18 protein-coding genes are annotated in these 19,587 nt (G+C 64.0%); 8 read left to right on the top strand and 10 right to left on the bottom strand.

Features of this window, described 5'->3' with window-relative positions; translation table 11 throughout:
- Positions 1-166: 166 nt before the first annotated feature.
- Positions 167-1,018, top strand: a complete 852-nt coding sequence (locus tag ASG20_RS19355; protein WP_156364188.1) for a hypothetical protein — start codon at positions 167-169, stop codon at positions 1,016-1,018.
- Positions 1,019-1,097: 79 nt separating this feature from the next.
- On the opposite strand, the gene rpoD is transcribed toward ASG20_RS19355, so the two are convergent.
- The 4 genes from rpoD to ASG20_RS08565 form a co-directional block, all read right to left on the bottom strand.
- On the bottom strand, positions 1,098-3,125 hold the full coding sequence (gene rpoD / locus ASG20_RS08580; protein ID WP_056051057.1) for an RNA polymerase sigma factor RpoD: 2,028 nt from the start codon (positions 3,123-3,125) through the stop codon (positions 1,098-1,100).
- Positions 3,125-4,987 carry a DNA primase gene (dnaG, locus tag ASG20_RS08575; RefSeq protein ID WP_056051054.1) on the bottom strand — a complete coding sequence of 621 codons (1,863 nt, stop codon included), beginning with the start codon at positions 4,985-4,987 and terminating at the stop codon, positions 3,125-3,127. The genes rpoD and dnaG overlap by 1 nt, the downstream gene beginning before the upstream one ends.
- Positions 4,978-5,463 carry an endonuclease domain-containing protein gene (locus ASG20_RS08570; RefSeq protein WP_082470858.1) on the bottom strand — a complete coding sequence of 162 codons (486 nt, stop codon included), beginning with the start codon at positions 5,461-5,463 and terminating at the stop codon, positions 4,978-4,980. Before ASG20_RS08570 ends, dnaG begins: the two co-directional genes overlap by 10 nt.
- 65 nt (positions 5,464-5,528) lie before the next feature.
- Positions 5,529-5,981, bottom strand: coding sequence for a GatB/YqeY domain-containing protein (locus ASG20_RS08565; protein WP_056051052.1), 453 nt, complete (start codon positions 5,979-5,981; stop codon positions 5,529-5,531).
- 140 nt (positions 5,982-6,121) lie between these two features.
- On the opposite strand from ASG20_RS08565, the gene carA reads away from it, so the two are divergent.
- The 4 genes from carA to ASG20_RS08540 all read left to right on the top strand — a co-directional run bounded on the left by carA (position 6,122) and on the right by ASG20_RS08540 (position 12,261).
- Complete coding sequence (gene carA / locus ASG20_RS08560; protein WP_056051050.1) at positions 6,122-7,429, top strand: glutamine-hydrolyzing carbamoyl-phosphate synthase small subunit; 1,308 nt, start codon at positions 6,122-6,124, stop codon at positions 7,427-7,429.
- Positions 7,430-7,720: 291 nt separating this feature from the next.
- Complete coding sequence (gene carB / locus ASG20_RS08550; RefSeq protein WP_056051046.1) at positions 7,721-11,053, top strand: carbamoyl-phosphate synthase large subunit; 3,333 nt, start codon at positions 7,721-7,723, stop codon at positions 11,051-11,053.
- Between the two features lie 75 nt (positions 11,054-11,128).
- Positions 11,129-11,605, top strand: coding sequence for a transcription elongation factor GreA (gene greA / locus ASG20_RS08545; RefSeq protein ID WP_056052861.1), 477 nt, complete (start codon positions 11,129-11,131; stop codon positions 11,603-11,605).
- 5 nt (positions 11,606-11,610) lie between these two features.
- Positions 11,611-12,261: a rhomboid family intramembrane serine protease gene (locus tag ASG20_RS08540; protein WP_056051044.1), complete on the top strand. Its 651-nt coding sequence runs from the start codon at positions 11,611-11,613 to the stop codon at positions 12,259-12,261.
- A gap of 395 nt (positions 12,262-12,656) precedes the next feature.
- Here the strand turns inward: ASG20_RS08540 and ASG20_RS08535 are convergent, their stop codons facing one another.
- The 5 genes from ASG20_RS08535 to ASG20_RS08515 all read right to left on the bottom strand — a co-directional run bounded on the left by ASG20_RS08535 (position 12,657) and on the right by ASG20_RS08515 (position 14,629).
- Positions 12,657-12,884: a DUF4170 domain-containing protein gene (locus ASG20_RS08535; RefSeq protein WP_056051043.1), complete on the bottom strand. Its 228-nt coding sequence runs from the start codon at positions 12,882-12,884 to the stop codon at positions 12,657-12,659.
- Positions 12,885-12,948: 64 nt separating this feature from the next.
- Positions 12,949-13,428 (bottom strand): hypothetical protein, encoded by a 480-nt coding sequence (locus tag ASG20_RS08530; RefSeq protein WP_056051041.1) that lies wholly within the window; start codon positions 13,426-13,428, stop codon positions 12,949-12,951.
- 85 nt (positions 13,429-13,513) lie between these two features.
- Positions 13,514-13,786: a hypothetical protein gene (locus ASG20_RS08525; protein ID WP_056051039.1), complete on the bottom strand. Its 273-nt coding sequence runs from the start codon at positions 13,784-13,786 to the stop codon at positions 13,514-13,516.
- Entirely contained in the window at positions 13,783-14,136 is a 354-nt protein-coding gene (locus ASG20_RS08520) for a phage holin family protein (RefSeq protein ID WP_231420276.1), read from the bottom strand. The genes ASG20_RS08525 and ASG20_RS08520 overlap by 4 nt, the downstream gene beginning before the upstream one ends.
- A gap of 4 nt (positions 14,137-14,140) precedes the next feature.
- On the bottom strand, positions 14,141-14,629 hold the full coding sequence (locus ASG20_RS08515) for a hypothetical protein (protein WP_056051036.1): 489 nt from the start codon (positions 14,627-14,629) through the stop codon (positions 14,141-14,143).
- A gap of 142 nt (positions 14,630-14,771) precedes the next feature.
- Here ASG20_RS08515 and eno point away from each other — a divergent pair, with 142 nt between their 5' ends.
- Positions 14,772-16,052, top strand: coding sequence for a phosphopyruvate hydratase (eno, locus tag ASG20_RS08510; protein ID WP_056051033.1), 1,281 nt, complete (start codon positions 14,772-14,774; stop codon positions 16,050-16,052).
- 167 nt (positions 16,053-16,219) lie between these two features.
- Complete coding sequence (locus ASG20_RS08505) at positions 16,220-16,546, top strand: FtsB family cell division protein (RefSeq protein ID WP_055878455.1); 327 nt, start codon at positions 16,220-16,222, stop codon at positions 16,544-16,546.
- Positions 16,547-16,644: 98 nt separating this feature from the next.
- Here the strand turns inward: ASG20_RS08505 and ASG20_RS08500 are convergent, their stop codons facing one another.
- Positions 16,645-17,469 carry an alpha/beta fold hydrolase gene (locus ASG20_RS08500; protein WP_056051031.1) on the bottom strand — a complete coding sequence of 275 codons (825 nt, stop codon included), beginning with the start codon at positions 17,467-17,469 and terminating at the stop codon, positions 16,645-16,647.
- A 125-nt stretch (positions 17,470-17,594) separates the two neighbouring features.
- On the opposite strand from ASG20_RS08500, the gene ASG20_RS08495 reads away from it, so the two are divergent.
- Entirely contained in the window at positions 17,595-19,334 is a 1,740-nt protein-coding gene (locus ASG20_RS08495; RefSeq protein WP_056051029.1) for a DUF885 domain-containing protein, read from the top strand.
- The last annotated feature ends 253 nt before the right edge of the window (positions 19,335-19,587 follow it).

Below are 19,587 nucleotides of genomic sequence, written 5' to 3'. Positions count from 1 at the left end.
AGGGAAACCTTTGCTCCGCGTCCTCCCCCTCCGTCACCTTCGGTGCCACCTCCCCCTTGCGGGGGAGGATCGCAAAATTGAAATCTATCTGCCTCTTGCTACGCACAAAGCACCGTCTACGCTTTTAGCTCTAGCAAGCAAATCTATCGCCTTACGAGGAGTGCTTATGTCAAGCCGACCCGATCCTTTCGACTTGCCAGATTGGCAAGCACTCCATCGCGAGGCATCTTTAGTCAGTCAGCTGATCGGTTCTGGTGCTACCGCATTAGGACGAGCAAGCTACGGGAGCGGGTTCGGAGAGTACTACACAGCGTTCTTTGGGCTATCGATTGGAATAGAAAGGTTGGCGAAGTTAATATTAATCTCGAACTTTGCTATGAACAACAATGGGGCCTTGCCATCGCAGGCGGTCGTCAAAAAGTTTGGTCATAATATCAGCGGATTAATTGAAAAAGCTGATGAGATAGCTAAGAGTAGAAGTATTGTAGTCAAGCACATCGGCCCATCTGAGCCAATTTGCGCTGCCGTAATAGAGTGTCTTGGCTCTTTTGCGGATGCGTCAAAGGGACGGTACGCAAATTTCCAAGCTATTGGAAATCCTCATTTTGATCCTCGAACTGAACCAGTCACGAAGTGGTGGAACGATGTCATCGAACCAATTTTGGACAAGCATTATAGTGGAAGGCGTGCGGAGGCTGGCGTCAAAGATAGAGCCAAGTTCATCAACGCGCTGATCGGTGACATGGCGTTTGTCAGGCATACTGACGAAAATGGGCGTTTAATGTCCGACGTCGAAACTGCTTCGGAGCGAACAGGGCAGACGAAGTGGGCGCAAAGATATGGCCGATTTTACACGTTGGCAGTGGTCCGATGGTTGGCGTGTATATTTTCAAATTTGGTACGAGAAGCAAGTTATAAGCAGGGTATCGATAACCTGTTTGGCCACGATGAATTTTTCAGTTCGTATATGGTCGACGACAATTTTCTGCTTGATCGTAAAATTTGGCCATTAACCTGAGGAACGGTGTAATAATTACGTTAAAAAGGCCGCGGTGTTTCCACCGCGGCCCATTCGTTCGATCAGCAATCCCCAACCCTTACTGGTCGAGGAAACTCCGCATCTTCCGGCTACGCGACGGGTGCTTCAGCTTCCGCAGCGCCTTCGCCTCGATCTGGCGGATGCGCTCGCGGGTGACCGAGAACTGCTGGCCGACTTCCTCGAGCGTGTGATCGGTGTTCATCCCGATCCCGAAGCGCATCCGCAGCACGCGCTCCTCACGCGGCGTCAGCGACGCCAGCACCCGCGTGACCGTCTCCTTGAGGTTCGCCTGGATCGCGGCATCCACGGGGATGATCGCGTTCTTGTCCTCGATGAAGTCGCCGAGATGCGAATCCTCCTCGTCGCCGATCGGCGTCTCGAGGCTGATCGGCTCCTTGGCGATCTTCATCACCTTGCGCACCTTCTCGAGCGGCATGGAGAGGCGCTCGGCCATCTCTTCCGGAGTCGGTTCGCGGCCCTGCTCGTGGAGGAACTGGCGGCTGGTGCGGACCAGCTTGTTGATCGTCTCGATCATGTGGACCGGGATGCGGATGGTCCGCGCCTGATCCGCGATCGAGCGGGTGATCGCCTGACGGATCCACCACGTCGCATAGGTGCTGAACTTGTAGCCGCGGCGATACTCGAACTTGTCGACCGCCTTCATCAGGCCGATATTGCCCTCCTGGATGAGATCCAGGAACTGCAGGCCGCGGTTCGTGTATTTCTTGGCGATCGAGATCACCAGCCGCAGGTTCGCCTCGACCATCTCCTTCTTGGCGATGCGCGCCTCGCGCTCGCCCTTCTGGACCATGTTGACGATCCGGCGGAACTCGGTGAGCGCCATGCCGGTCTGCTGCGTGATGTCGGCGATCTCGGCGCGGATGCGCTCGACCGCCTCGCCCTCGTTGGCGACGAACGCGGTCCACTTCTTGTCGACCTTGTTGACCGTCGTCAGCCAGTTCTCGTCGATCTCGTGACCGATATAGCGATCGAGGAAGTCCTTGCGCGGCACCTTGTGGCGCTCGGCGAGGCGCAGCATCTGGCCGCCCAGCGCGGTCAGGCGACGGTTATAGGCATAGAGCTGATCGACCAGATATTCGATCTTGGCGTTGTGGAACTGGACGCTCTCGACTTCCGCCGTGAGTTCCTCGCGCAGCTTCTGGTATTTCCGCTCGTCGGCCGCGGAGAAATCGCCGCCGATGCCCATCGCGTCGACGCGCGACTGCTGAATCTTGCTGAACTTCTTGTAGAGCGCGGTGATGCTGGCGAACCGCTCGAGCGCGATCGGCTTAAGCTGCTCTTCCATCTGCGCGAGGCTGAGGGTGTTGTCCTCCTCCTCGTCGTCCGATGCGCGGGGGGCCCGGCGCTCGCCGTCTTCGTCCTCGTCGGCGGACGGCTCTTCGGGCTCGGCCTCTTCCTTGAACGAGGGGCCGGCGTTCTTCTCGCTGATCTCGCCGTCGTCAGCTTCGCCGTCCTCGGCCATCGCTTCGGGGGCGGGATCCTTCGACAGCATCGCGTCGAGATCCATGATCTCGCGCAGCTGCATCGTGCCTTCGTTCAGCGCGGTCGACCAGTCGATGATCGCGTTGAAGGTGATCGGCGATTCGCACAGACCGAGGATCATCGTGTCGCGACCCGCCTCGATGCGCTTGGCGATCGCGATCTCGCCCTCGCGGCTGAGCAGCTCGACCGCGCCCATCTCGCGCAGGTACATGCGGACCGGATCGTCGGTGCGATCGATCGTCTCTTTCTTCTTCTCGATCGCGGGGCCTGTGTCGGCATCCGCGTCGGCGGCCTCCGGCTCGTCCTCGTCATCCTTGGCGGGCTCGGTTTCGCCGTCCTCGCCGGCTTCGTCGTTCTCGACGATGTTGATCCCCATCTCGCTCAGCGCGGCGCTGATGTCCTCGATCTGGTCGGACGACATCTCGCCCTGCGGCAGCGCTTCGTTGAGCTGCTCATAGGTGATGTAGCCGCGCTTCTTGGCGCGCGCGATGACCTTCTTGATCGACGCATCGTTCATGTCGATCAGCGGCGCATCGCCGGTTTCGTTCGTCTCGGCGGGTTCCGCCATGTTCGCCTTAGCCATCAATCGCCCTCGGTACCCAACGCTCGGGCGTCTTCGTTCGACTGTACAAGATTTGCAAGTCGGACTTCCAACGCCTGTTTCTCTCTTACCATAGCCACTTGTCGTTCGAACGCATCTTCGGTGAAGTGCGTCTGCATCGCCGCGGTCGCCTGCTTGAGTGCCGCGTCTACCTCAGGGCGGGCGACCATGATCGCGATCGCCTCGTCGAGGTCGGCACGGACGCGGGCTGGATCGGCCGTGGTCTGCGTGAACGAATAGGGCATCGTATCGGCTCTCAACAGGTCACTCGCGACTGAATTGAAACCGGACCTCGCCAATATGGTGAGCAAGCGCCCGCTATCAAGCTTCTGGTCCTCAAGTGCAACATCTACGACCGCTTCGAACAATCGACCGAGCGCGCCGTCGATCATTTGGAGCGAGCCGAGCACCTCCATGTGCCGCGCGATCTCGACCGGGTGGCGGATCAGCCCGGCGAGGACGGCCTTCGCCAATACGCGGTCGATGCCGGTGGCGAGGAAGGCCTTTGCATCCTCGGTGACGGGCGCGGCGGGGGGCTTCCAGCCGCCCTTGGGACGCTCGCCGCGCGGCACGAAGGGCGCGCGCACCGGTTTGAAATGCTCGTAGAAGCGGTTCTTGAACTCGGCGTGATATTGTTGCTTCACCGATGGGTCGGCGATGCCCTCCGCGAGTTCGTGGAGGCGGCGCTTGAGGCCGGCGCGCTGTTCGGGGGTGTCCAGCGCCTCGGCGGCGACTTCGGTGGCCCAGAGCCGGTCGACGAGCTGTTCGGGGGTTTTCAGCAACGCCTCGAACGCACCGGGGCCGCCGGCGCGGACGAGGTCGTCGGGGTCCTGGCCTTGCGGGAGCGTGACGAACGCGAGGCTGCGGCCGGGGGCGAGTAGAGGCAGCGCGCGGTGGGCAGCCCGGAGCGACGCCTTCTGACCGGCGCCGTCGCCGTCGAAGCAGAGCAGGGGCACGTCGACCATCCGCCACAGTCGTTCGAGTTGCGCTTCGGTCAATGCCGTGCCCAGTGGTGCGACCGCTTCGCCGAAGCCGGCCTGGGCGAGCGCGATGACGTCCATATAGCCTTCGACCACCAGCACGCGGCCCGATTTGCGCGAGGCGGGGGCGGCTCGATCGAGATTATAGAGCGTGCGGCCCTTGTCGAAAAGCGGCGTGTCGGGGGAGTTGAGGTATTTGGGCTCGCCACCGTCGAGCACGCGCCCGCCGAACGCGATCGTCCGCCCGCGGGGGTCGCGGATCGGGATCATCAGGCGGCCGCGGAACCGGTCGTACGGGTCCTTTCCCTCGACCGAGATGAGCATGCCGGACTCGACCAGCATGGGGTCGCCGTAGTCCTTCAGCGCGGTCTTGAGCTTGCCGCGGCTGTCGGGGGCGAACCCCATGCCGAACGCACGCGCCGTCTCGGGCTTGATCCCGCGGCGGTTGAGGAGTGCGCGGGCGTCGGTGCCGGGGAGGCCGTTGAGCTGCTCGGTGAACCAGTCGGCGGCGTCGGACATGACCTCGTGCAGGCCCTTGGCGCGCTCGGCCTTGGCGGCGGACTGGCGGTCCATCGCGGGCATGTCCATCCCGGCGGCCTGCGCGAGCTCCTTGACCGCGTCCATGAAGGGGAGGCCGCGCTGGTCGGTCATCCACTTGATCGCGTCGCCGTGCGCCGAGCAGCCGAAGCAGTGGTAGAAGCCCTTGTCGTCGTTGACGTAGAAGGAGGGGGTCTTCTCGTTATGGAACGGGCAGCAGCCCTTGTGCTCGCGACCGGCCTTGGTGAGCTTGGTGGTCTTGCCGACGAGCGCCGAGAGCGAGGTGCGGGCGCGGAGTTCGTCGAGGAATTGTGGGGTTAGCGCCATGGGGTTGCTTTTGTGGGGGTGGTGTTTGCGGCACTGCCCTCCCCCGACCCCTCCCGCAGGCGGGAGGGGAGCAGAAGGGGGGCTGCGTTCGCGGAGTTCACGACCGAGTCCCCCTTCCGCTTGCGGGAGGGGTTAGGGGAGGGGCGTTCCGCAAGCACGCGCCCGATCTCGGCCACCACGCCCTCCATCCGCTCCAGCACGTCGTTGTTCCAGAACCGGATCACGCGGTAGCCTTGGTGTTCTATGAAGCGCGTCCGCCTCGCATCGTCGTCGGACTGCCAATCATGTTGGCCGCCATCGACTTCGACGACGAGCTTCGTAGCGCGGGAAACGAAGTCGCAGATGAACGGGCCGATCGGTACCTGGCGATTGAACCTCACGCCGGACGTTCGCCGGGCAGCTAGATGCTGCCACAGCGCGCTCTCTGCACGCGTCGGGTTGGCGCGGAGGTCTCGGATGCGGGTGCGTTGTTCCAATGCTCCGTCTCCTTTTGGGCACTGCCCTCCCCCGACCCCTCCCGCGAGCGGGAGGGGAGCAGAATTTACGACAGCGCCGCCTTTACCAGGCCGCTCGCCTTGCTCATGTCCAGCTCGCTGGCGTGGCGTGCCTTCAGCTCCGCCATCACGCGGCCCATGTCCTTCATGCCGGTCGCGCCGAGTTCCGTCTTGATCGCCTCGATCGCCGCTGCGGTTTCCGCCTCGCTCATCTGCTGGGGCAAGAAGCGTTCGATCACGGCGACCTCCGCCGCCTCCGCATCGGCGAGCTCCTGGCGGCCGCCCTTCGAGAACATCTCGATCGACTCGCGGCGCTGCTTGACCATCTTCTGAAGCACTTCGACCACCAGCGCGTCGTCGCTATCGGGCGCCTTTCCGGTCCGCGCCTCGATGTCGCGGTTCTTGATCGCGGCCTGGATCAACGAGATAGCGTTGCGGCTCTGCTTGTCGCCGGCCTTCATGGCGGTCAGCTGCGCAGCCTTGATGTCGTCGCGAATCATGTACTGGTCTTTCAGGCGGTTCGGGATAGCCCGACGGGATAGCGCGTCCGCCGCCCGTTTAACAGATTGACGCTGCGGCACGCCGGCCTTAGCGGACACCACTTAGCGACATCGTCAACGTAAAGAGAGTGCCCAGCCTGATGGCCGACGCCCAGCCTATAGCCATGCCTGCCGGTGCAACAGGCGTCCTCGTCCTCGCCAATGGCGACGTGATCTGGGGTCGCGGGTTCGGCGCAGAGGGCAGTGCGGTCGGCGAAGTGTGCTTCCACACCGCGATGACCGGCTATCAGGAGGTGCTGACCGACCCGTCGTTCGCCGGGCAGATGATCTGCTTCACCTTCCCGCATATCGGCAATGTCGGCGCGAACCCCGACGACGTCGAGGCGGACGACCCGCACGCGCTCGGCATCATCGTCCGCGAGGACGTGACGCAGCCGTCGAGCTTCCGCGCGGTCGAGGGGCTGGATGGCTGGATGAAGCGGCATGCGCGGATCGGGCTGTCGGGCGTCGACACGCGCGCGCTGACGCGGCGGATCCGGGTGGCGGGCGCGCCTAATGGGGTGATCGCGCATTCGGCTAGCGGCGAGTTCGACGTGGCTGCGCTGCTGGCGATGGCGCGCGCGTGGCCGGGGCTGGAGGGCATGGACCTCGCCAAGGACGTGTCGACCGAGATGCATTATGTCTGGGGTGAGTATGCGCCCGGCGGTGTCTGGAAGCTGGGCTTCGGCTACGGGGATAGCTCGCAAGCAGGAGAGGGCGCTTCTGCTCCCCTCCCGCTTGCGGGAGGGGTCGGGGGAGGGGCTGGCCAATCAGCGCCGACCCTGCCTGAGGCCATGCCCTCCCCCAACCCCTCCCGCGATGCGGGAGGGGAGCAGAAGGCCCGCCCCCATGTCGTCGCGATCGATTACGGCTCGAAGCGCAACATCTTCCGCAACCTCGTCGAGGCAGGCGCGAAAGTCTCGGTCGTCTCCGCCACCGCCAGCTTCGACGACGTGATGGCCCTCGCCCCCGACGGCATCTTCCTCTCGAACGGCCCCGGCGATCCCGCCGCGACCGCCGAATACGCGGTGCCGGTGATCCGCCAGCTGCTGGAGACGGGCAAGCCGCTGTTCGGCATCTGCCTCGGCCACCAGCTGCTCGGCCTCGCGGTCGGCGCGACCACGACGAAGATGTTCCAAGGCCACCGCGGCGCCAACCACCCGGTCAAGCGCCTGTCCGACGGCGCGGTCGAGATCACCAGCATGAACCACGGCTTCGCGGTCGAGCGCGACAGCCTGCCGGCGAACGTCCGCGAGACGCATGTGTCGCTGTTCGACGGATCGAATGCTGGGCTTGAACTCACCGACAAGCCAGCATTTTCCGTGCAGTATCATCCCGAAGCTAGCCCGGGTCCGCAGGATAGTTTGTATCTGTTCGAGAAGTTCGTCGGACAACTCCCGCGTGCTTAAGAGCGGGGCGCTCGTGACATCAGGTTCGCTATTTTTAGTAGCTTGCGGTCAGAGTGCCCCTGCGATGCCGGAAACGATCTTCAAGAAGGCCGTGAACATCTGCGGCCTTAAGCAGACGACTTATCTCCGTAGAGATGGCTTGTTTCTCGACGAGCCACTTATCAATTTTTCCAAAGAGACACAGCCGAGTAACGCGCATCACTGCTTTAATGCAGCCCTTAACAAGGTCGATGAGGCGCTAACGGCGGCTGGCGCGAAGCACGTCAGCTATATCTGGGAATGGACTGAGTAATGCCAAAACGCACCGACATCTCCTCGATCCTCGTCATCGGCGCAGGACCCATCGTCATCGGCCAGGCGTGCGAGTTCGATTATTCGGGCACGCAGGCGATCAAGGCGTTGAAGGAGGAGGGCTATCGTATCGTCCTCGTCAATTCGAACCCCGCCACGATCATGACCGATCCCGAGCTGGCCGACGCGACCTATGTCGAGCCGATCACGCCCGCGATCGTCGCCAAGATCATCGAGAAGGAGCGCCCTGACGCGATCCTGCCGACGATGGGCGGGCAGACCGCGTTGAATACCGCGCTGGCGCTGTTCCATGACGGGACGCTGGAGAAGTACGGCGTGACGATGATCGGGGCGGATGCCGATGCGATCGACATGGCGGAGGACCGGCTGAAGTTCCGCGATGCGATGGACCGGATCGGGCTGGAAAGCGCGCGCTCGGCGATCGCACACACTGTCGAGGAAGCGCTCGAAGGCCTTGAGAAGACGGGGCTTCCGTCGATCATCCGGCCGAGCTTCACGATGGGCGGCTCGGGCGGCGGCATCGCGTACAACCGCGAGGAATTCATTGCGATCGTCCGTAACGGGCTCGACCTGTCGCCGACCACCGAGGTGCTGATCGAGGAATCGCTGCTCGGCTGGAAAGAATACGAGATGGAGGTGGTGCGCGATCGCAACGACAACGCGATCATCATCTGCTCGATCGAGAACGTCGATCCGATGGGCGTCCACACCGGCGACTCGATCACGGTCGCGCCGGCGCTGACGCTGACCGACAAGGAATACCAGATCATGCGCAACGCATCGATCGCGGTGTTGCGCGAAATCGGTGTCGAAACAGGCGGTTCGAATGTCCAGTTCGCAGTCAATCCGAAGGACGGCCGGCTGGTCGTCATCGAGATGAACCCGCGGGTTTCGCGCTCGTCCGCGCTGGCGTCGAAGGCGACCGGCTTCCCGATCGCGAAGGTCGCGGCGAAGCTGGCGGTCGGTTACACGCTCGACGAGATCGAGAACGACATCACCGGCGCTACGCCTGCCGCGTTCGAGCCGACGATCGATTACGTTGTCACGAAGATTCCGCGGTTCGCGTTCGAGAAGTTCAAGGGCGCGTCGAATACGCTTGGCACCGCGATGAAGTCGGTCGGCGAGGTGATGGCGATCGGTCGCAACATCCACGAATCGATGCAGAAGGCGTTGCGCGGGCTTGAGACGGGCCTGTCGGGGTTCAACCAGGTCGATCATCTGGTCGGTGCGCCGCGGGCGGAAATCGAGGCGGCGCTGGCCGTCGCGACGCCGGACCGGTTGCTGGTGGCGGCGCAGGCTTTGCGCGAGGGTTTCACGGTCGCCGAGGTTCATGCAATCGCGAAGTATGATCCGTGGTTCCTCGAGCGGATCGCCGAGATCATCGTGGCCGAGGCCGAGGTGATGAAGGACGGGCTGCCGATCGACGCGCCCGGCATGCGTCGCCTGAAGAGCATGGGGTTCAGCGACAAGCGGCTCGCATGGCTGGCGCTGCAGTCCGCCAATCTGCGGGGCATGAACCGCGGGATCGCGCGGGGCTCGGGGCTGATCCACGAGGTCGTCAAGGCGATGACCGGCGGCGTGACCGAGGAGGAGGTGCGCCAGCATCGCCTGAAGCTCGGCGTGCGGCCGGTGTTCAAGCGGATCGATACGTGCGCGGCCGAGTTCGATGCGAAGACGCCGTATATGTATTCGACCTACGAGGCGCCGAGCTTCGGCGAGCCCGAGAACGAGTCCGAGCCGACTGACCGGAAGAAGATCGTGATCCTGGGCGGTGGGCCGAACCGGATCGGGCAGGGGATCGAGTTCGATTATTGCTGCTGCCATGCGTGCTTTGCGCTGGCGGACGCGGGCTATGAGACGATCATGGTCAACTGCAACCCGGAGACGGTGTCGACCGACTACGACACGTCGGACCGGCTGTATTTCGAGCCGCTGACCGCGGAGGACGTGCTGGAGATCCTGCATGTCGAGCAGCAGAACGGTACGCTGGTGGGCGTGATCGTGCAATTCGGCGGGCAGACTCCGCTGAACCTTGCGCGCGCGCTGGAGGCTGCGGGCATCCCGATTTTGGGGACGACGCCGGACGCGATCGATCTGGCGGAGGACCGTGAGCGGTTTGCGGCGCTGATCACCAAGCTCGGGCTGTTGCAGCCGGCGAATGGTCTCGCACGGAGCCGGGACGAGGCGGTCGCGGCGGCGGAGCGCATCGGCTATCCGGTGCTGATGCGGCCTTCCTATGTGCTCGGCGGACGGGCGATGGAGATCGTCGATACGATCGGGCAGCTCGAGCATTACATCGCGACCGCGGTGCAGGTGTCTGGCGACTCGCCGGTGCTGATCGACCAGTATCTCCGCGATGCGATCGAGGTCGATGTCGACGCGATCTGCGACGGGACCGACGTGGTGGTCGCGGGCGTGTTGCAGCATATCGAGGAGGCGGGCGTCCATTCGGGTGACTCGGCTTGCTCGATCCCGCCTTACTCGCTGTCGGCGGAGATCATCGCCGAGATCGAGCGGCAGACGGTGGCGCTTGCGCATGCCTTGTCGGTGGTCGGCCTGATGAACATCCAGTTCGCGGTGAAGGATGGCCTGGTCTACCTCATCGAGGTCAACCCGCGCGCGTCGCGCACCGTGCCGTTCGTCGCCAAGGCGATCGGTGCGCCGATCGCCAAGATCGCCGCACGCGTGATGGCGGGCGAGAAGCTGGTCAATTTGCCGAAGATCGACCGGCATATCGACTATTATGCGGTGAAGGAGGCGGTGTTCCCCTTCAACAAGTTCCCCGGCGTCGATCCGGTGCTGTCACCGGAAATGAAGTCGACCGGCGAAGTGATGGGAATCGATCCCGATTTCACGATCGCGTTCGCGAAGGCTCAGCTTGGCGCGGGGACGATCCTGCCGACCAAGGGCAATGTCTTCGTCAGCGTGAAGGACGGCGACAAGGCGATGATCGTCGAGGCTGTGAAGGCGCTGGTCGACACCGGCTTCTCGATCGTCGCGACCGGCGGGACGGCGGATCATCTCGCGCTTGCCGGCTTACCGGTCGAGAAAGTCAACAAGGTGGCCCAGGGTCGGCCGCATATCGTCGACCGGATCAAGGACGGCGATATCGCGCTGATCTTCAACACCACCGAGGGGTGGCAGAGCCTGAAGGACTCGCAGCCTATCCGTGCTTCGGCGCTCGGCCAGCGTATTCCGTACTTCACGACCGCGCCGGCTTCGCTCGAAGCGGCGAAGGCGATCGCCAAGCTTTCGACGCACAGCCTTGAAGTACGGCCGCTGCAATCCTATTATTCGCAGTCGCACGACTGATCCCGACATGAGAATGATGTGTGGGCGGGGCTGGTACAGGGCCTCGCGCGGGGAAATGGATTTGGGGACGAGATGATGGCGACCGTCGAAAAGATGCCGATGCTGCAGGAAGGCTATGAGACGCTGAGCGCGGATCTGAAGCGCCTGAAAGCCGAACGTCCGACGATCGTCGACGCGATCGAAGAGGCGCGCGCGCACGGCGACCTGAGCGAGAACGCGGAATATCATGCCGCGAAGGAACGTCAGGGACAGGTGGAGGCATCGATCTCGGACATCGAGGACAAGCTGTCGCGTGCGCAGATCATCGACCCGAAGGACCTGTCGGGCGACAAGGTCGTGTTCGGCGCGACGGTGACGTTGCTCGACGAGAACGACAAGCCGGTGAAGTATCAGATCGTCGGCCAGACCGAGGCGAATGCCAAGACCGGGCGGATCTCGTACAATTCGCCGCTGGGGCGTGGGCTGATCGGGCGCAAGCTCGACGAAGAGGTCGAGGTCACGGTGCCGGCGGGCGAGCGTTACTACGTCGTCTCCAAGATCGAGTTCATCTGAGCCTTATGCAATTCTTCGAGACGCGGGCGACGGCGATCATCACGATCGTGACGGTCATCGTCTCGGGATTTCTGGTGCTGAGCGGGTCGCTTGGGTACTGGGCGGTGAACGCCGGGTTCATTCCGTTGCGGATGACCGATCTCGGTATTCCTAGCGAGCATATGTTCGTCGTGCCGTCCTGGGCGACGCCGCTGACCGCGACCTTGATCCATGGTGGCTGGGCGCACATCGCGCTGAACCTCGTGATGCTGGTGTATTGCGGGCAGTTCGTCGAGAAGGCGCTGGGAACGGTCGGATTGGTCGTGCTGTACGTGCTGGGCGCGTATGCGGCGGCGGCGGGGCATTGGGCGTTCGGGCCTGAGTCTACCGCGCCGATGATTGGCGCCAGCGGTGCGATTTCGGCGGTCGTTGGGGCTTATGCGCTATTGTATGGCGAGCGGCGGGCGCAGGCGATCGGGCCGGTGCCGGCTGGGGTCGTGCATGTGGTGTGGCTGGCTGCGGCGTGGATCGGGATCCAGTTGCTAATGGGGCTGGCCGGGTTTGGGGCTTCGGTTGGGGCTAGCGGGCCGATTGCCATTGGCGCGCATATCGGTGGGTTCTTGGCGGGGCTGGTGCTGGCTCGGCCGTTGTTGCTCTGGCATTACCGGGCGGCTTGAGCACCTAGCTCGCAACTAACCCCACTTCGTTCCACTCCACGCTGATGTAAACCCACACCGTTCGTCCTGAGTAGCTGCTGAGCTTGTCGAAGCGGCGTATCGAAGGATGGGTTGGCGCGCGGGACCTGTGCTTCGATACGAGCCCTCGATACGGCTCTTCGAGCCTACTCGGTCTCTACTCAGCACGAACGGAAAGGGTGCGCTGCCTTTGGCGTCTCCCACTCCCGAACGGGAGAGGGAAGGCGCCGTTTCACGCGAACTTGCTCGTCAGGCAGGTATCCCAAAACCGTCATCCCCGCGGAGGCGGGGATCCATAGCCTATGTCGTTGCGATCATGTCGCGACGTCAGCCAGTGTGGGTCCCCGCCTTCGCGGGAATGACGGCTCAGGTGTAGTTCAGGCTACTGTCGCGCCCAGGTTCGGCTCGAGCATCCGGTGCAGGTGCACCACCACGAACTTCATCTCCGCGTCATCGACGGTACGCTGCGCCGCAGCACGCCAGGCCTTTTCGGCGCTAGCGTAGTCGGGGAACACGCCGACGAACTCGATCTTGCTCAGATCGTTGAAATCCAGGGTGCGCGGGTCGCTGACGCGGCCGCCGAATACGAGGTGGAGCTTGCTCATGCGCTTGCTTTCCTAGGGAGGGGGTTGCCGCCTCCCTAGCGTGTTCGACCCGCGGTTTGAACCCTCAGACGGCAGGCTTTTGCGAAACCGCCTTCGCACCTGCGGTACCGGCCGTCGTGACGGCCTTGACGATACCGTCGAGCAGGCCCTTGGCCTGATCGCGAGCATTGTCCTTGGTCAGGCCGAGTTCGCCCAGTTCAGAACGACCGGCGTCCTTCGCTGCCGCAGTCGCCGCGACGAGCGTCTCGCTGAGGCGCTTGCCGACCGGAGCGAGCAGTTCCTTCTCACGCGCGGAACGCGGGAGCAGCGCACCGGCGAGCGCGCCTACGGCCAGACCGCCGACGAGGATGCCGAGCGGGTTGGACTCGAGGTTGTTAACGACGCGCTTGGTCTTCTCGCGCGAGACTTCGAGAACCTCGGAAGCCTTGTCGCCAGCGTCGTGATAGACCTTCGATGCGGTCTCGCGGACGGTGTCGAGGCCCTCGCGCAGGCGGCTCTCGGTCTCGTGGGCGCCTTCGTTAGCGGTGGTCTTTGCGTCGGTCATGGAAATGTCCTTCTGGTGGCAAGCTGCTCGCCGTTCAATGCAATGAGGGTTCAACGCGAGCCGGGACTTCAAGGTTTCAACGGGCCTAGCGCCCGCGGCGGAACAGTCCGACGATCCGGTGGCGCGCGAGGAACAGTCCGGCAACCGCGGCGAACCCCGCGGTCGGTCCCGGATTGCGCTTCACGGTCTCCACGCTGGCGCTGAGCGCGGCGGTGCCGGCATCGGCGATGTCGCGGCTGGCGTTCAGCGCAAGCTTTCGCGGATTGAGCCGGTCCTGCAACTGCCCGATCGTCATCATGACGCGCTGGCGGGCGAGGGCCGATTCAATCTCTGCGGCGGCGACTTTGGCGGATGTCATGATACGGGCTCGCTCTTCGTCTGAAGCTTCGACTTGCCGATCATCGCCAGGATCGCCGCCACTGCGAGGACGGCCACCACGACGATGGCGGTCGCCCATCCTGGCCCCACCAGCGTCGCCACCGTCAAGATCGCACCGACCAGCAGTGCGATCAGCGCGGCGAGAGCCAGTACGCCGGCGACCGCGAAGAACATCGCGGCCGACTTGTACGCGCTCGCCGTCTCGCCGAACTTCGCCTTGTAGACAGCGACTTCCGCGGTCGCGAGGCTCTTCGTCTCAGTCGCGAGGCGACCGACGATCGACGCTAGGCTCTCGTCTTCGCCGGTTGCGAACGTCAGTGGGTCGACCAAGACGTCAGACCTTCGAGTTGGCATCGACGCCCGACTGCACCAGTCGTGCGACGACGAAGCCGATGGCGGCTGCTGCACCCACGGCGATCGCGGGCGACTTCCGCACGAGTTCGCGCGCGTCGTCGAACAGCTCGTCGATGTCCTTCGCCTTCACCTGATCGGCGAAACCGGAGACGCTGTCGGCGGCGCTGCGCGCATAGGTGCCGTATTGCGAACCGAGCTTCTCATCGACCTGGCCGGCGGCGTCGGTCAGCAACTGAGCGACCTGCTCCAGAGCACCGCTTGCGCGTGCCTTGCCGTCCTCGGCGAAGGTGCGGACCTTGTCGGTCGCCTGCGCGGTGTACTTGTTCGCGCCGTCCTTGATCGCCTGCTTTGCATCGCCGGCCTTGGCCGAGACATCGCCGTTATCGATCGTCTTGCTGAGCTCGGTCCCGACCTCGTTCGCGGTCGTTTTCAGGTCGTTGACGGTGTCGTTTACGCTGGAGTCGGCCATGACGGTCCCTTTCAGAATTGTTACGCCCTCAACACCGTCGTTGAAGCGCGGTTCCCGAAGCGCGCGCGATTGCCCGATATGGCGTGAGACGGTAGAGGCGGCGCGAACGACCCGGCACCGGGATTTGTAGGAGCATCGTTACGTGACCGCAATCATCGACCTTCATGCACGCCAGATCCTCGACAGCCGCGGCAATCCGACCGTCGAGGTCGACGTGCTGCTCGAAGACGGCAGCTTCGGCCGCGCGGCTGTCCCGTCGGGCGCCTCGACCGGCGCGCACGAGGCGGTCGAGCGCCGCGACGGCGACAAGGCCCGCTGGGGCGGCAAGGGCGTCGATGGCGCGGTCGATGCGGTCAACGACGAGATCACCGACACCGTGCTCGGCATGGACGCGGAGGACCAGTCGGACCTCGACCGCGCAATGATCGAACTCGACGGCACCGAGAACAAGGGCCGGCTGGGTGCGAACGCGATCCTCGGCGTCAGCCTCGCGGTCGCCAAGGCCGCAGCCGAAGCGCGTGGTTTGCCGCTGTACCGCTATGTCGGCGGCGTGCAGGCGCATCTGCTGCCGGTGCCGATGATGAACATCATCAACGGCGGCGAGCATGCCGACAATCCGATCGACTTCCAGGAGTTCATGGTCGTGCCGGTCGGCGCGTCGAACATCCTCGAGGCGGTGCGCTGCGGCTCGGAGATCTTCCACACGCTGAAGAAGGGCCTGAGCGAGAAGGGCCTGTCGACCAGCGTCGGCGACGAGGGCGGCTTCGCGCCGAACATCGGCAGCACCACCGAGGCGCTCGACTTCATCATGTCGAGCATCGAGAAGGCGGGGTACAAGCCCGGCGAGGACGTGATGCTCGCGCTCGATTGCGCGGCGACCGAGTTCTACAAGAACGGCAAGTACGACATCTCGGGCGAGGGCCGGATCCTCGAAAGCGCCGAGATGGCGGAGTATCTCGCGGACCTGACGCGCCGCTACCCGATCTTCTCGATCGAGGACGGCATGGGCGAGGACGATTGGGAGGGCTGGAAGACGCTCACCGACCTGATCGGCGACAAGGTCCAGCTGGTCGGCGACGATCTGTTCGTGACCAACCCGAAGCGTCTGAAGCGCGGGATCGACCAGGGTATCGCGAACTCGCTGCTGGTGAAGGTCAACCAGATCGGCACGCTGACCGAGACGCTGGAGGCGGTGTCGATGGCGCAGCGCGCGAAGTATACCGCGGTGATGTCGCATCGGTCGGGCGAGACCGAGGATTCGACGATCGCCGATCTGGCTGTCGCGACCAATTGCGGTCAGATCAAGACGGGCAGTCTCGCGCGGTCGGACCGGTTGGCGAAGTACAACCAGCTGATCCGGATCGAGGAAGAGCTGGGTGATGCGGCGCGTTATGCTGGGCGCGACATCCTGATCGGGGGCTGATTGCCCATCCGTCATGCCGGGCCCTTCGACTAGCTCAGGAGGGCCTTGTTCCGGCATCCACGGTCCCGCATATTCGACAGACTTGATTGCGCGGAACGGTGGACCCCGGAACTAGTCCGGGGTGACGGAGTGAGTGGTAGACGGAGTTTGGAGTACCGGAGGACGACATGGCACGCGTGACGACGAAGACCAGCAAGTTGCGGAAGACGATGCGCAAGGCCGCGTGGCCGGCGCTGGGGCTGACGCTGATGGCGTTCTTCGGCGCGTATGCCGTGCTCGGGCCGAACGGGATGTTCGCGTATGGCGATTACAAGCGCCAGCTTGCGAAGCGTGAACAGGATTACGCCGCGCTCGATCGCAAGCGCGAGGTCTTGAAGAACCGGGTGGCGTTGCTGAACCCGGATCATGCGAACCCGGATATGGTCGACGAGATGGTCCGCAAGGAACTGAACGTCGCGCATCCGGACGAGGTTATCGTTCCGCTGGGGAACTGAGCGCGCCGTCATCCTGGACTTGATCCAGGATCCAGAGCCATTTGCGATTCCGCTCGTGGCTCTGGATCCTGACTTTCGTCAGGATGACGGGCGGGGCGTTACCGACCCAGGAACGTCAGCAGGTCGTTGGTGAAGCGATCGCTTTCGGTGATCGTCAGGCCGTGCGGGGCGCCGTCATATTCGACCAGCTGCGAGTCCGCGATGCCCTTGGCGGCGGCGCGGCCGGTGGCGTCGATCGGGACTGTCTTGTCGCTCGTCCCGTGGACGACCAGCGTCGGTACGCGGAAGGCCGCCAGGTCGCCGCGGAAGTCGGTGTGGCCGAATGCCTTGGCGCATTCCAGCGTCGGGTGAAGGCCCGCCTGCATCGCTAGGCTCCAGGCCCAGTCGACGACCTCGTCGCTGACCGGGGAGGTGATGAACCCGACGCCGAGGAATTGCTGGAGGAAGGTCTTGAAGAACGCCGGGCGGTCGTCCTCGATGTTCGCGCCGATGCTGGCCAGCGTTTCCTCGTCGACGCCGTCGGGATTGTCGTCGGTCTTGAGCATGTACGGCACCACCGACGAGATGAGCCCGGCGGCGACCACGCCCTTGCCGTCGTAGCGGCTCATGTAGCGCGCGATCTCGCCGCCACCCATCGAGAAGCCGACGATCGTCGCGTCGGTGTTCGCGCCGGTGGCTTCCATCACGTCGGCCAGATCGTCGGTCAGCGTGTCGTAGTTGTAGCCGGTCCAGGGCTGGCCCGAGCGACCGAACCCGCGGCGGTCATACGCGATCGCGCGGAAGCCGGCGTGCGCGAGCGCCATCGCCTGCGCGTCCCAGCTGTCGGCGTTGAGTGGCCAGCCATGCGTCAGGATCACCGGGCGTCCCGTGCCCCAATCCTTGACGTAAATATCGGTACCGTCACGGGTTTTTACGTAGGGCATCAAGCTATCCAGTCTCTCTAGGGAGGTGTGCGCTCAACGGCTCATCGCGCCCGCCGTTCCGCACGCTGGCGTACCGAAGCTTCGACTGGCAGCATGGTCCCAGACGAATCGGAATTGGAGACAGGATGCGGATCGGACTTTTGACGACGGCGCTTGGCGCAGTCCTCGCCTTGAGCGCGTGCGGCCCTGCGCAGACGACTGCGAACACGCAGGCTCCTGCCGCGCCGACGACTGCTGCGACGGGCGACTGGGCGGGGTTCCGCGATGGCTTCATCGACGGCTGGTTCAAGATCGATCCGGCGAACGCGGTCTATCAGGGCAAGCACGAGTATGACGGCGGCTTGGGCGACTGGAGCGCAGCGGGGCTGAAGCGGCAGGCGGACTTCCTGCATGGCGCGATCGACAAGGCGGGGGCGTTCAAGGATCTGAAGCCCGCCGAGGCGTTCGAGCGCGACTATCTGGTACAGGTCGCCAAGGGGAAGCTGTTCTGGCTGGAGGATGCCGACCAGCCGCATCACAATCCGGCGTGGTATGTGAGCGCGGGGCTCGATCCGAACACGTATATTGCGCGCAACTATGCCGATGCGCCGACGCGGATGAAGGCGCTGACCGCGTTCCTGCAGAAGATCCCGGCGGCGGCGGGCAACATCAAGGCGAACCTCAAGACGCCGATGCCGCTCAGCTACGTCAATTACGGGACGGCGGCGTTCAACGGCTTTGCCGACTATTATGCGGGCGACGCGGTGAAGGCGTTCGCAAGCGTGAAGGATGCGGCGGCGCAGAAGCAGCTGACCGATGCGGCGCAGGCGGCGTCGAAGGCGATGCGCGATCTGGGGACGTGGACCGAGGGCCAGCGCGCGACCGCGACGCAGGATTTCGCGCTCGGGGCGAACAAGTTCTCGCGGATGGTGGCGATGACCGAAGGCGTCGATACGCCGCTCGACCAGCTCGAGGCGGCGGGTGTCGCCGATCTCAAGCGCAACCAGGCGGCGCTGGCGCAGGCGTGCGGGGTGTTCGCCAAGGGGCAGACGATCCTCGCGTGCATGGACAAGATGAACGCGAACAAGCCGGTCGGCGGCCCGGTCGCCGAGGCGCGGCGCCAGATCCCGACGCTGCGGAAGTTCGTCGTGGATCACGACCTGGTGACGATCCCGGGGACCGAGCAGGCGCTGGTCGAGGAATCGCCGCCGTATAACCGGCAGAACTCGGCGTATATCGATCCGCCGGGGCCGTTCGATAAGGGCGTGCCGTCGATCTATTACATCTCGCCGCCCGATCCGAGCTGGACCAAGGCGGTGCAGGACGCGTTCGTGCCGGGCAAGAACGACCTGCTGTTCACCTCGGTGCACGAGGTGATGCCGGGGCATTTCGTCCAGTTCCTGCATGCGAACCGCTCGCCGTCGCTCTTCGGGCGGTTGTTCGTGGGGTATGCGTTTGCCGAGGGGTGGGCGCATTACGCCGAGGAGATGATGTTCGAGGCTGGGCTCAACAACGGTGATGCGGAGACGCATGTCGGCCAGATCTCGAACGCTCTGCTGCGGGATTGCCGGTATCTGTCTGCGATCCGGATGCATGCGAAGAGGATGACGCAGGAGCAGTCGTTCCGGATGTTCGTCGACGAGTGTTACCAGGACGAGGGGAACGCGAAGCAGCAGGCGGCGCGGGGGACGTATGATCCGGCGTATCTGAACTATACGATGGGTAAGTTGATGATCCGGAAGTTGCGGGCGGACTGGACGGCGACGCGGGGTGGAAGGAAGGCCTGGAAGGCGTTCCATGACCAATTCTTGAGTTATGGGGGGCCGCCGATTCCTTTGGTGCGGGCTGCGATGATGGGGGAGGCCAAGGCGACGGCGGCGTTTTGATGGGTATCCTCCCCGGAACGGGGAGGGGGACCAGCGAAGCTGGTGGAGGGGGCTCACCCCGAGAGTTACGGTGGTGGATGCTCAAGGTTTGCAGGCGGCAGGGCTCCCGGAGTGTTCGTTCTTCGAGGCGTTACGCTCCGGGTGATCCCCCTCCACCCCCGCTCTGCGAGCGGCGGTCCCCCTCCCCGTGCCGGGGAGGAATAGCAGGGTGAACATTCTTCTTCTTTCTGCTCCCTCTCCCCTGCGGGGAGAG

This window comes from Sphingomonas sp. Leaf198, assembly GCF_001424005.1.
Taxonomy (GTDB): domain Bacteria; phylum Pseudomonadota; class Alphaproteobacteria; order Sphingomonadales; family Sphingomonadaceae; genus Sphingomonas.
This window is presented reverse-complemented; position numbering and strand designations above follow the sequence as displayed.

What these genes read in the sequence shown, in the direction of transcription:
- ASG20_RS19355 (WP_156364188.1), top strand. Translation starts at nt 167, where the DNA reads ATGTCAAGCCGACCCGATCCTTTCGACTTGCCAGATTGGCAAGCACTC.
- rpoD (WP_056051057.1), bottom strand. Translation starts at nt 3,125, where the DNA reads ATGGCTAAGGCGAACATGGCGGAACCCGCCGAGACGAACGAAACCGGC.
- dnaG (WP_056051054.1), bottom strand. Translation starts at nt 4,987, where the DNA reads ATGGCGCTAACCCCACAATTCCTCGACGAACTCCGCGCCCGCACCTCG.
- ASG20_RS08565 (WP_056051052.1), bottom strand. Translation starts at nt 5,981, where the DNA reads ATGATTCGCGACGACATCAAGGCTGCGCAGCTGACCGCCATGAAGGCC.
- carA (WP_056051050.1), top strand. Translation starts at nt 6,122, where the DNA reads ATGGCCGACGCCCAGCCTATAGCCATGCCTGCCGGTGCAACAGGCGTC.
- carB (WP_056051046.1), top strand. Translation starts at nt 7,721, where the DNA reads ATGCCAAAACGCACCGACATCTCCTCGATCCTCGTCATCGGCGCAGGA.
- greA (WP_056052861.1), top strand. Translation starts at nt 11,129, where the DNA reads ATGGCGACCGTCGAAAAGATGCCGATGCTGCAGGAAGGCTATGAGACG.
- ASG20_RS08540 (WP_056051044.1), top strand. Translation starts at nt 11,611, where the DNA reads ATGCAATTCTTCGAGACGCGGGCGACGGCGATCATCACGATCGTGACG.
- ASG20_RS08535 (WP_056051043.1), bottom strand. Translation starts at nt 12,884, where the DNA reads ATGAGCAAGCTCCACCTCGTATTCGGCGGCCGCGTCAGCGACCCGCGC.
- ASG20_RS08530 (WP_056051041.1), bottom strand. Translation starts at nt 13,428, where the DNA reads ATGACCGACGCAAAGACCACCGCTAACGAAGGCGCCCACGAGACCGAG.
- ASG20_RS08525 (WP_056051039.1), bottom strand. Translation starts at nt 13,786, where the DNA reads ATGACATCCGCCAAAGTCGCCGCCGCAGAGATTGAATCGGCCCTCGCC.
- ASG20_RS08515 (WP_056051036.1), bottom strand. Translation starts at nt 14,629, where the DNA reads ATGGCCGACTCCAGCGTAAACGACACCGTCAACGACCTGAAAACGACC.
- ASG20_RS08505 (WP_055878455.1), top strand. Translation starts at nt 16,220, where the DNA reads ATGGCACGCGTGACGACGAAGACCAGCAAGTTGCGGAAGACGATGCGC.
- ASG20_RS08500 (WP_056051031.1), bottom strand. Translation starts at nt 17,469, where the DNA reads ATGCCCTACGTAAAAACCCGTGACGGTACCGATATTTACGTCAAGGAT.
- ASG20_RS08495 (WP_056051029.1), top strand. Translation starts at nt 17,595, where the DNA reads ATGCGGATCGGACTTTTGACGACGGCGCTTGGCGCAGTCCTCGCCTTG.